General features: G+C 57.2%; 13 protein-coding genes. 10 read left to right on the top strand and 3 right to left on the bottom strand.

The window, feature by feature from the left end:
- Positions 1-6 precede the first annotated feature (6 nt).
- From KEHDKFFH_RS12885 to KEHDKFFH_RS12860, 6 genes are all read left to right on the top strand, one after another.
- Positions 7-942: an acetaldehyde dehydrogenase (acetylating) gene (locus KEHDKFFH_RS12885; RefSeq protein WP_104322365.1), complete on the top strand. Its 936-nt coding sequence runs from the start codon at positions 7-9 to the stop codon at positions 940-942.
- 13 nt (positions 943-955) lie between these two features.
- Positions 956-1993 carry a 4-hydroxy-2-oxovalerate aldolase gene (gene dmpG, locus KEHDKFFH_RS12880; protein ID WP_104322296.1) on the top strand — a complete coding sequence of 346 codons (1038 nt, stop codon included), beginning with the start codon at positions 956-958 and terminating at the stop codon, positions 1991-1993.
- Positions 1990-2784 carry a 2-oxo-3-hexenedioate decarboxylase gene (gene dmpH, locus KEHDKFFH_RS12875; protein WP_069182675.1) on the top strand — a complete coding sequence of 265 codons (795 nt, stop codon included), beginning with the start codon at positions 1990-1992 and terminating at the stop codon, positions 2782-2784. The genes dmpG and dmpH overlap by 4 nt, the downstream gene beginning before the upstream one ends.
- A gap of 9 nt (positions 2785-2793) precedes the next feature.
- A complete protein-coding gene (locus KEHDKFFH_RS12870; protein ID WP_104322295.1) occupies positions 2794-2985 on the top strand; it encodes a 2-hydroxymuconate tautomerase in 192 nt (63 codons plus the stop codon).
- A 37-nt stretch (positions 2986-3022) separates the two neighbouring features.
- Entirely contained in the window at positions 3023-3697 is a 675-nt protein-coding gene (locus KEHDKFFH_RS12865) for a hypothetical protein (protein ID WP_146084208.1), read from the top strand.
- Positions 3698-3855: 158 nt separating this feature from the next.
- Positions 3856-4803 (top strand): ketopantoate reductase family protein, encoded by a 948-nt coding sequence (locus tag KEHDKFFH_RS12860; RefSeq protein ID WP_241956498.1) that lies wholly within the window; start codon positions 3856-3858, stop codon positions 4801-4803.
- On the opposite strand, the gene KEHDKFFH_RS12855 is transcribed toward KEHDKFFH_RS12860, so the two are convergent.
- Positions 4800-5825, bottom strand: coding sequence for a peptidoglycan -binding protein (locus tag KEHDKFFH_RS12855; protein ID WP_104322292.1), 1026 nt, complete (start codon positions 5823-5825; stop codon positions 4800-4802). The two genes, KEHDKFFH_RS12860 and KEHDKFFH_RS12855, sit on opposite strands and share 4 nt — an antisense overlap.
- Complete coding sequence (locus KEHDKFFH_RS12850) at positions 5822-6550, bottom strand: MotA/TolQ/ExbB proton channel family protein (RefSeq protein WP_104322291.1); 729 nt, start codon at positions 6548-6550, stop codon at positions 5822-5824. The genes KEHDKFFH_RS12855 and KEHDKFFH_RS12850 overlap by 4 nt, the downstream gene beginning before the upstream one ends.
- A 95-nt stretch (positions 6551-6645) precedes the next feature.
- On the opposite strand from KEHDKFFH_RS12850, the gene KEHDKFFH_RS12845 reads away from it, so the two are divergent.
- Positions 6646-7098 carry an acyl-CoA thioesterase gene (locus tag KEHDKFFH_RS12845; protein WP_104322290.1) on the top strand — a complete coding sequence of 151 codons (453 nt, stop codon included), beginning with the start codon at positions 6646-6648 and terminating at the stop codon, positions 7096-7098.
- Positions 7099-7172: 74 nt separating this feature from the next.
- Here KEHDKFFH_RS12845 and KEHDKFFH_RS12840 read toward each other — a convergent pair whose 3' ends face one another.
- Positions 7173-7856, bottom strand: coding sequence for a type 1 glutamine amidotransferase domain-containing protein (locus KEHDKFFH_RS12840; RefSeq protein ID WP_104322289.1), 684 nt, complete (start codon positions 7854-7856; stop codon positions 7173-7175).
- Positions 7857-8095: 239 nt separating this feature from the next.
- On the opposite strand from KEHDKFFH_RS12840, the gene KEHDKFFH_RS12835 reads away from it, so the two are divergent.
- The 3 genes from KEHDKFFH_RS12835 to KEHDKFFH_RS12825 are packed head-to-tail and all read left to right on the top strand — an operon-like array spanning position 8096 to position 11032.
- Positions 8096-8848, top strand: a complete 753-nt coding sequence (locus KEHDKFFH_RS12835; protein WP_104322288.1) for a substrate-binding periplasmic protein — start codon at positions 8096-8098, stop codon at positions 8846-8848.
- The gene (locus KEHDKFFH_RS12830) at positions 8845-10227 is read left to right on the top strand and encodes a ribonuclease J (RefSeq protein WP_104322287.1); all 1383 of its coding nucleotides are present in this window, start codon (positions 8845-8847) and stop codon (positions 10225-10227) included. Before KEHDKFFH_RS12835 ends, KEHDKFFH_RS12830 begins: the two co-directional genes overlap by 4 nt.
- Entirely contained in the window at positions 10220-11032 is an 813-nt protein-coding gene (locus KEHDKFFH_RS12825) for a substrate-binding periplasmic protein (RefSeq protein WP_241956497.1), read from the top strand. The genes KEHDKFFH_RS12830 and KEHDKFFH_RS12825 overlap by 8 nt, the downstream gene beginning before the upstream one ends.
- Positions 11033-11151 lie beyond the last annotated feature (119 nt).

Raw genomic sequence — 11151 nt, 5'->3', positions numbered from 1 at the left:
CAGGCTATGAGCAAGAAAATCAAAGCAGCGATCATTGGCTCGGGCAACATCGGCACCGACCTGATGATCAAGATTCTGCGCAACGGCAAACACATCGAGATGGGTGTGATGGTCGGTATCGATCCGGAATCGGACGGCCTGGCCCGCGCCCAGCGAATGGGCGTGGCGACCACCCACGAAGGCGTAGATGGCTTGGTGAAAATGCCGGAATTCGCCGACATCGACATCGTTTTTGATGCCACCTCCGCCAAGGCTCACATGCACAACGAGGTGTTCCTGCGGGGCCATAAGGAAAACATCAAGATTGTCGACCTGACCCCCGCTGCGATAGGCCCCTACTGTGTGCCAGTGGTGAACCTGGAGCAGAACCTTCAGGAAGGCAACGTGAACATGGTCACTTGCGGTGGCCAGGCTACCATTCCGATGGTCGCAGCGGTCTCCCGCGTCGCCAAGGCTCATTACGCGGAAATCGTGGCATCCATTTCCAGTAAATCCGCCGGCCCCGGTACCCGCGCCAACATCGATGAATTCACCGAGACCACCTCCAAGGCCATTGAAGTGGTCGGCGGCGCCCAGAAGGGCAAGGCCATCATCATCCTCAACCCGGCCGAGCCGCCGCTGCTGATGCGGGACACGGTGTACGTGCTCTCCGATGCCGCCGATCAGGCGGAAGTGGAAGCCTCCGTCGAGGAAATGGTAAAGGCGGTGAACAGCTACGTGCCCGGCTATCGCCTCAAGCAGAAAGTGCAGTTTGATGTGATTCCCGAAGACCAGCCCATGAACGTCCCGGGCCTGGGCCGCTTCAGTGGCCTGAAGACCTCCATCTTCTTGGAAGTGGAAGGTGCCGCCCATTACCTGCCGGCCTACGCCGGAAACCTGGACATCATGACCTCCGCGGCGCTGGGCACCGCCGAGCGCATCGCCGAATCGCTGGTCAACTGAGGAGGATATTCCCATGACATTCAATCTCGGCAAGAAACTCTACATCTCCGACGTGACCCTGCGGGACGGCAGCCATGCCATCCGCCACCAGTACTCCATCAAGAACGTGCAGGACATTGCACGGGCACTGGATAAAGCAAAAGTCGACAGTATTGAAGTCGCTCACGGCGACGGCCTTCAGGGCTCCAGCTTCAACTACGGCTTCGGCGCCCACACTGACCTGGAGTGGATCGAGGCGGTCTCGGAGGTGGTCACCCACTCGAAAATCGCCACCCTGCTGCTGCCCGGCATCGGTACCGTCCATGACTTGGACAACGCCTACAACGCCGGAGCCCGCATCGTCCGTGTGGCCACACACTGCACCGAAGCCGATGTGTCTAAACAGCACATCGAACACGCCCGCAAACTGGGCATGGACACCGTCGGCTTCCTGATGATGAGCCACATGCAGACCCCGCAGGGCCTGGCTGAGCAGGCCAAGCTGATGGAAGACTACGGCGCTACCTGCCTGTACGTGGTCGACTCTGGCGGCGCCATGAACATGAACGACATCCGCGACCGCTTCCGGGCACTCAAGGACGTACTCAAGCCGGAAACCCAGACCGGCATCCATGCCCACCACAACCTCGCCCTGGGCGTCGCCAACTCCATCGTGGCGGTGGAAGAGGGCTGTGACCGGGTTGATGCCTCCCTGTCCGGCATGGGCGCGGGCGCTGGTAACGCGCCTCTGGAAGTGTGTATTGCAGCCTTCGACAAGATGGGCTGGGAGCACGGCACCGACGTCTACGCGCTGATGGATGCCGCTGATGACATTGTACGGCCGCTGCAGGACCGCCCGGTTCGAGTAGACCGCGAAACCTTGGCGCTTGGTTATGCCGGTGTCTACTCCAGCTTCCTGCGCCATTCCGAAGTGGCGGCGCAGAAGTACGGCCTGAAGACTGTGGATATTCTCGTTGAACTGGGCAAACGCCGCATGGTGGGTGGCCAAGAGGACATGATTGTGGATGTGGCGCTGGATCTGCTGGCGGCACAGAAGGAGCGGAACGCATGAGCAAGACATTGAGCCGTGAACAGGTCCTGGCCCTGGCGGAACACGTGGAAAACGCCGAACTTCAGGCCCATGACATCACTAAGGTGACCAACGACTTTCCGGATATGACCTTCGAGGATGCCTACGATGTGCAGTGGGAGATCCGCCGTAGGAAGGAAGCCCGTGGCAACAAGGTAGTTGGTATGAAAATGGGACTCACCTCTTGGGCCAAAATGGCGCAGATGGGAGTGGAAACGCCGATCTATGGCTTCCTGGCCGATTACTTCAGCGTCCCTGACGGTGGTGTGGTCAACACCAAGGAACTGATCCACCCGAAAATCGAGGCAGAGATTGCCTTTGTCACCAAGGAGCCGCTAAAAGGACCGGGTTGTCACATTGGTCAGGTACTGGCAGCAACAGATTTTGTGATTCCCGCGGTGGAGGTAATCGACTCTCGTTACGAGAACTTCAAGTTTGACCTGGTGAGTGTGGTGGCAGACAACGCTTCGTCCACGCGCTTTATCACCGGTGGTCAGATGGCCGATGTTGCGGACGTCGATCTCAAAACCCTGGGCGTGGTGGTCGAGAAGAACGGTGAAGTGGTGGACGTAGGTGCGGGTGCTGCGGTGCTGGGCCATCCGGCCTCCAGCGTTGCCATGCTAGCCAATCTGCTGGCCGAGCGTGGCGAACACATTCCGGCTGGTACCTTCATCATGACCGGTGGCATTACCGCCGCGATTACTGTTGAGCCCGGTGACAACATCACGGTTCGTTACCAGGGGCTGGGTACGGTATCCGCTCGATTCGAATAAGGAGTTTTTATGCCTGTTGCCCAGATTAATATTCTGGAGGGCCGATCTGATGAGCAAAAGGAAGCGCTCATCAGGGAGGTTACCGACGCCATTTGCCGCTCCCTCGGAGCGCCGGTGGAAAGTGTACGGATTATTATCACGGAAATGCCGAAACAGCATTTCGGTATCGGTGGCCAATCTGCAAAGAAGCTGGGGCGATGAGCCGCAGCTTCTGAGCTGGCCGGTTTAGGAGGAAATCGTGGACAAGCTGCCGGTATTATTTGTCTCTTGTAATGCCCGAAGCCTGGAGTCCCGGCAACAGGCTGGTTCCGGCCCTGCGCGGATGATCTGGGGAGAGAGGGTCAGAAGTGTTTTACTCATAAGCACGGACACAAGCCTTCAGGCGCCTCTGATTACCCACCTTAAGGGCAAAACCGATCGTTCGGAGCGCATCTTTTCCCTGCTCAGTTCCAGAGGTTTTACGCCGGGTATTCAAACGAAAAATTCAGAAGCCCGAGAGAATCTGCTTCGAGCGTTGCTTTCCGAGGACCCGGAGGATCTCTTTGAGCTGCGCCTGAACACAGGAATGAGTGAGTCAGATTATCGTCGTGTCGGGCAATGTCTGGAAACCATGCGTGAACAAGGGGTCCTTGTTATCTGTCTAGATGACAAGGCTGGTAGTGAAATCTCGCCGAACGATCGGCATCTGCGCGAAATGATCAGTGGCTGGGTGCAGGACCAGCAGTGGGGTGCCGCAATATCATTCAAGGGCGAGTCGCTTGAGAACCAGCGTAACCCCAAGCTGGAAGATCCAACCGTGTGCCTACTTACCGCAGCGTTTACACTTGGAGGATGCAAGTTTCCACAACGGATGTTCAGCAGTGGTATGAATAGTGTTGGCCACATGTTATCCGGATTCGGTTGGATGCGGTGACAACAATCACCGAGGCAACGTTGGCTGTCGGCCAGGCTGTTGAACGTTGCCTGGGCACAGGTCCTGAAACAGTGGGTCTATCTCCTGCTGACTAGAGGCGTATCTGTTGCACCTGGTAGTTAAATTTTGGATGGCGCTTTCTGAGTGATGAGGTTCCCTTGGCGGCTCTAAAGCTTCTAATGATTGGTGCCGGTGGTATCGGTGGGTATTACGCGGCAAGATTGGCCCGTGCGGGACACGAACTAGTCCTGACCGCGCGTGGTGATCACCTGCAGGCCCTGAGAGCCAATGGCCTGACGGTTGACTATGAAGGCGAGATTCTGCGCGAGAGCCTACCGGCCTTTTCCCATAGCGAGCTGATTCAGCGCTATGAAGCCGACACATTTGATTTGATTGTTATCGCTTTGAAGTCAACGGCGACTAGAGCGGTAATGAACGAACTCTCCAATTGGCTGAAAGATGCCAGTGTTCCGATACTGTCGATCCAGAATGGTGTCGATAACGAGCCCACTATTGCAGAGATAGTTGGCGAGAACAGGGTGTTGGGCGGCCTTGCTGTCCGGATTGGGGGCCATATTACGGATCCCGGGAAAGTATTCGCCGAAGGCGTGGCCCAGATTGTCATGGGCGCATGGCCCAGGCAACGGCCCGATGATCCCCGGATTTTCCTGCTTGGGCAGCTGGAAAGGGCTTATACCGCAGCCGGTATTCCAACAACCGTCTCCGACAACATCCGTTACGAGCTCTGGCGCAAGCTGGTGATCAACAATGGCGTGAACCCGCTCTCGGCCCTGACCGGCCTTGATACCCGGAGCCTCACTCACCACCCCGAATTCCAGAAGATTGTCTACGGAATGATGGCGGAAACCGTAGCAGCATCGAAGGCCGACAACGTTAACCTTGGGCCGGAAGACCTGGCCGAGATGTTCGATCTGATCAGCAACTTCAACGCCATCAAGACGTCCATGCTGGTCGATAAGGAAAAAGGCCGGCCCCTTGAACTCGACAGCATCGCTGGTGCGGTGTTGAGACGCTGCGAGCGCCTGGGCGTTGAAGCTCCTTACACCATGACGGTGAACGCCCTGCTGACCCACTCGCAGAGTTAGCGATCCGTAAGTTTCAGCTCAATCCGCCGGTTTCTCTGCAACGCGTCCGGCGAGGTACCTTCCGCTACCGGGAAAAACTCACCGAAGCCGGCAGCTGCCATGCGCCGTTCCGGAACCCCCTGGTCAGCCAGGTAGCGAACCACAGCAACCGCGCGAGCCGTTGAGAGCTCCCAGTTGGAGGGGAATCTCTCGGTATTGATGGGCAGGACGTCGGTATGGCCATCAATCCTCAGGATCCAGTCCACGTCGTCCGGGATCCTGGCAGAAACATCCAGCAGCAAATCAGCAAGCTTGTCCAGCTCTTGTCGGCCTTCCTCGCCCAGTTGCGCCGAGGCGGAGGCAAACAGCAGTTCCGAGGGCAGCAGGAAGCGGTCGCCGACAATCCGGACGTTCTCGTTACCGGCAAGAATATCCCGCAGCCGGGCGAAGAACTCAGACTGGTACTGTTCCAGCTGGCTGACCCGCTCGGCCAGCAGCGTGTTCAACCTTCGGCTGACCTGCTCCAGTTCCTGCTCTTTCTCAGCTGTCATCTCCTCCTGAAGCTCCAGCGCCGAGGCAATCTGCCTGAGCTGCTCCCGCAATGAAGCAATCTGGTTGGACAGCCTCAGGATCATGGCCTGCTGGCTGGCGGATACCTCGTCTTTCTCGTCAATGGATTCTTCCATGCTGGCCAGCCGCTCCGACTGGGCATCGGCCATGGCGGTTTGCCGCATCAGCTGCTCTCGGGTGGATTCAAGCTGGCCGACCAGGCTGTCGTTCCGGTCCTGGACGCTGGTCAACTGGTCTTCCAGCGCCTCGTTTCGGCTCTCTTCCAGGCCCAGCAGCTCCGAAAGTTCGTTCAGTTGGGCATTCAGACGGGCGAGCTGGGTATCCCGGTCAGACAGTGTCTGGGATAGATAAAGCTGGCTGACCACGTACACCAGCAGCATGAAGATCACCAGCATCAGCAAGGCGGAGAGGGCATCCACGTACCCCGGCCAGACGTTGGTGGTGCTTCGGCTTCGACGCCTGGAACCGATCATGACAGGTCTTTCTCGCTATCGACCCGGTCGACAAGGTTGGTTACACCGGTTAGCCACTCTTCAAGGCCGTCGTAGAAACGGTTCTGGGCATGACCGGCCTGGATGTCGAGGAAACCGAGGATCAGCGAACCGCCAAGGCCCAGCAGAGAGGAGCTGAAGGCCGTGCCCATGCCCTCCAGGGGGGTAAGCAAACCTTCCTGCAGCTCCGCAAACACCTTGCCGAAGTCTTCCTGGCTCATGTCCAGGCCGGTAATCACCTGGCCGACGGAGTTTATGGTGCCCAATAGGCCCCAGAATGTGCCGAGCAGCCCCAGGAATACCAGCAGGCTGATGAAATACCGGGTGATTTCCCGCTGTTCATCCATGCGTGAGTGAATGCCGTCGAGTACGGTTCTCAGGGACAGGGTAGAGAGCGTGAAGCGGTCCTTTGTGGCATCCTCGCCGAGCTGTCTTGCCAGCGGCTTCAGCAACTTGGGTTCCTGAACCACGGAAAGCCCGGCGTGGCCGGTTCTGAACTGGGCGATCCACTTCAGTTCCGGAAACAGCACGAATACCTGCCGGTAAGTGAGTCCAATGCCGATGATCAGAACCCCGAGAATCAGCAGATTGAAAACCCAGTTGGCCATAAAGGCCGAAATCAGGGGCTTGTGGATCAGGGCGCCGACGATGACGACCACGCCGAGGAACAGCGTCATCCAGAAAAGGGTGTGCTTGGGGTTGCTCATAGCGATGGCCAGCTTTTTTGAGATATTCCTCAAAACGTTAGCACAGATATGAGAAGCTGTTGGCGACAGTAACTGAACTTTAATCGGAGCGCTTCATGGCTGGTGATACGCCTTTCCGCTTTCGCTTCCGGGTTCGCTATGGCGAGTGCGACGCCCAGGGGGTGGTATTCAACGCCCGTTATGCGGATTTCGTTGATATTTCAGTAAACGAGTACATCCGCACGCTGTTTGGTGATTACCAGCATCTGCTGGATCAGGACCTGGATATTCAGGTAGTGAGTCTCACCGTGAACTGGAAAGCCCCGGCAAAATTCGATGATGTGCTGGAGGCGCGCATTCGGGCGGGAAGAATCGGCAATACCTCGTTCACACTGCATCTGGAGTTCTTTCGGTACGGCGATGAGGCGTTTATCGCTGATGCTGATGTTACCTACGTAGTGATTCAGCCTTCAGTGATGGGGAAGGTGACAATACCGGACCATATCCGGGAGTTGCTGGAGAAGGGCGCGCCCGGCGAACTGATCAGTCATGCGGGGGAAGTCGCGTGACAGTGGGGTCGGACGAAAAGGGGGCAGATGAAAAATTCATCTGACCCCGGGTTTATTAAACCATTTTTCTCGAATCAGGCGTCTTGCAGTGCCTGCACGACGGCCTTGGCCGCACCTTCGGAAGAGGCCGGGTTCTGCCCGGTAATCAGCTTGCCGTCCACCACAATATGGGGTGCCCAGTCGTCGCCGCGTGTGTAGGTGGCAGTGTTTTCCTTCAGCATATCTTCCAGCAGGAAGGGCACCACACCGCTCAGGCCTACCGCTTCTTCCTCGCTGTTGGTGAAGCCCGTAACTTCCCGGCCGCCAACGATGTTCTGGCCCGGCTTCACTTCCACATTCTTGAACACAGCAGGCGCATGGCAGACTGCACCGATTACCTTGTCCTGCTCGTAGGCGGTCTTGATCAGTGCAATGGACTTGTCGTCGTTGACGAGGTCCCACAGCGGACCGTGACCACCCGGATAGAAAATCGCGTCGTATTCGTTCATATCCACATCGCCCAGCTTCTTGGTGCTGGCAAGGGATTCCTTGGCGTGGGCATCCTCTTGGAAACGACGGGTGGTTTCAGTGAGTGCCTCTTCCGCCTCGCTGTTGGGGTCTACCGGCGGTTGGCCACCTTTTGGTGAGGCTATCGTGATGTCTGCACCGGCATCCCGGAAAACATAGTAGGGTGCGGTGAACTCTTCGAGCCAGAAACCGGTCTTATGGCCGGTGTCGCCCATCTGGTCATGGGAGGTAAGAACCATCAAAATCTTCATGGTGTCCGTCCTTTCTGTTGACGAATGAATGGCACTGTTTAAATCGTTTGTTGATGACTTTTTAAACGGTTCGGTCAGTGACTGCTGGATTGGCCTGTTACCTGACCTTGTGCCATGGGTGGTTGAATTCAACCGTGAGTACGTAAATCCGACGTTCCCGGATCTTGAACCGTCTATACTGAAGACAGGTGACCAGACTGTATAAAAAACTGAAAAGCTCACAGGCAAGGACGACAGGAATGCGAGTGCTTACAGCCGCCCTTCTGATGGCGTTGGTGTTTCCGGTTGGTGCCCAGCAGGGCACAGAGACCGTGGAAGCGCTGACCGTTACCGTGGGAGCCAACCACGCGCCCCCGTACAGGATTATCCAGGGTGGGGAACGAACCGGCCTCTACGTGGATATCTTCGAGGAAATTGCCGAGCGGCTGGGCTGGAACGTGCATTACCGGGAGGCGCCTTTCCGCCGGGTGTTGAGAATGGTTCAGCAGGGTGAGGTGGATGTCATGCTGGGGCCTCTCGAGACAGAGGAGCGGGCCGAGCTGATGGAGTTCGTGGCGCCGGCGTTTCCTCCGGAACGACGATTATTCTTTTACCTGAACAAAGAGCACCGCATTGAGCGCTACGCGGATCTTTATGGCAGGGCCATTGGTGTGTTGGAAGGTGCTACGTATTTCTCGAGGTTCGATGATGATGAGAAACTGCTCAAAGAGCCGGCGCCTCGATATGAAAACCTGATGCTGATGATGCAGAAGGGCCGGGTGGATGTGGTGATTGCGCCAGAACTGGTCGGTTTGTACACGATTGAGAAACTGGGGCTGGATGTTGAGGTTTCACCGTTCTTTGTGCCCGGCGAGCGGTCTTACATTGCCGTAGCGAAAAACTCGCCTGTGCTGCAGTACGCTGATGATATCCGGGCGGCATTGAAACTGATTGAAATGGAAGGAATACACGAGGACCTGGTGTTGAAGTATCTGGACCGAGTCGCTGAATGATCCCCGAACAGCCCGATCTCTGGTTTTTACCGCTGGGTGGTACTGGCGAAATTGGTATGAACCTCAACCTTTACGGCCACGATGGTGCCTGGTTGATGGTGGATTGCGGCGTTACCTTTCCGAAGCCTGGCCGCATTGCTGCCGATGGCACCGAGCACCACCGGGGTGAGCCGCCGGTACAAATGGCGGATCCTGCGTTCATCGCCGACCGCCGTGACCGCCTGGCGGGTCTGGTTATTACTCATGCCCATGAAGATCACGTTGGCGCTGTACCCTATCTCTGGCCGCTGCTGCAGTGTCCGATATACACCAGCCGGTTCACCGCCGAAATTCTGCGTCGAAAGCTGGCGGAGTTCGATCTGCTGCACCGGGTTCCGATCATTGAGGTGGAGACAGGCCAGAGCAAACAGATCGGGCCGTTCAGTGTGCAATGGCTGGCGCTGACCCACTCCATTCCTGATCCCAACGCCCTGATGATTCGCACCGCCGCGGGCAACATCTTCCACAGCGGCGACTGGAAGCTGGATGAGCAGCCGCTGGTAGGCCATGGCTATTCGCCAAAAACCTTTACCGACCTGGCGGAAGAGGGTGTGAACGCCATGGTGTGTGACTCCACCAACGCCACGGTCTCGGGTCACTCGGTGTCTGAGGCGGCCTTGCGTGAAGGATTAATGCAGGCTATCCGTTCCGCCGAGGGCCGTGTGGTGGTTAGCTGCTTCGGCAGCAATATAGCCCGCCTGCACACGCTCGCCTCGATTGCGCGGGAAACCGGGCGATACATGGGGCTGCTGGGCCGATCGCTGATCAATATGAGTGGCGCAGCCAGGGCCGCCGGCCTGTGGGATTCATCTGACCAGCTGATTAATCCCGCTCATCTTGGCTACTTGCCCCGGAATGAAGTCCTGGCCGTGGCAACCGGCAGCCAGGGCGAGCCGAGAACCGCCCTGCGCAGACTGTCGGCCGGTACCCATCCGGATCTTGAGCTTGAGGCAGGCGATACGGTGATCTTCAGCGCCCGTGCAATTCCGGGGAACGAAGAAGCCATCGAGGCACTGATGGACAGGCTGAAAGCGTTGGGGGTCCGGGTTATCGCCGCCGAGGACGCTGATTTGCCGATACATGCTTCAGGTCATCCCGCGCAGGAAGAACTGGAGTTAATGTACAGATGGGTCAGGCCTGCCATTGCCATTCCGGTACATGGTGAGGCTGAACACATGGAAACGCATGCTGACATAGCGAAAGCAACTGGTGTGCCCCGAGCCATGGTGGGCCGGAACGGCGATCTTTTCATGATTCGGCCGGTGCCGGGAATCCGTCGCCAGATTGTTGAGGTCGGCCGTCTTGGCTGGCAAAAAGAGGGTCTTGTCAGAGTTGAATAAGTTATTTTCTTCTGTCGTTGGTAAGTCACTTGTCTTTTTGGTTGCCGTGCTGTTTCTGGTGCCGGCCAACGCTGAGCCTGAAACCCCATGCAATACGCTTACCGTCAGTGGTAATCCGGAATATCCGCCCCTGCTCTGGCGGGATGAACAACACCCGGGCTCTCTGGTTGGTGCAGTGCCCGCTTTGCTCAGGGAAATCACCGAGCCCCTCGGTGTGAACGTGGAAGTGAGGGACATCGGTTCATGGGCCAGGGTTCAACACCTGGCTCGCCAGGGTGAAATCGACATGGTTGCGGGTGCATTCATCACCTCCGAGCGTATTGGGTACATGGATTATCTGCTGCCTCCGATTACCCACCTGCCGACCGCTGTCTGGGTACCCAAAGGCCGGGAGTTTGTCTATCGCCATTGGCCGGATCTGGCGGGCAAGCGCGGCAGTACCCTGATCAATAACAGCTTTGGTCAGAACTTTGACCGGTATGCAGAACAGAACCTTCGTATCGAAGGTGTCAGGTCGATTGAGCAATCCTTCCAGATGGCCAGGGTAGGCCGGGTTGATTATGTCCTCTACGAAGTCTTGCAGGGCGAGGTGAAACTTGAATACATGGGCATTGCTGACGAATTCGTTCCCCTGCAAACCCCGGTGAGCCGCGAGGGTCTGTTTTTTACCTTTGCCAAGGCCTCGCCCTGCAATTCCTTTGAGTTGAGAGAGCGCATTGCCGAGCGCCTTTATGAGCTCGTTGATTCGGGCCGCGTGGATGAGTTGGTCCGGCAGTTCAAGGCGATCTATACGGGAGCGGGTTAAGAGATTGGCTGAGGCCCCCGTGATCGGCTCCAAAGAAGGGCTTGGTAGTTCGCATCCTATCTGTATAAACTGGGGTCCTGTTTTTTCCTGTTTCAAACAACAACGAGAGCAGTTTCTCT

Origin of the sequence: Marinobacter maroccanus (assembly GCF_002933275.1) — a bacterium.
Classification (GTDB): domain Bacteria; phylum Pseudomonadota; class Gammaproteobacteria; order Pseudomonadales; family Oleiphilaceae; genus Marinobacter; species Marinobacter maroccanus.
This window is presented reverse-complemented; position numbering and strand designations above follow the sequence as displayed.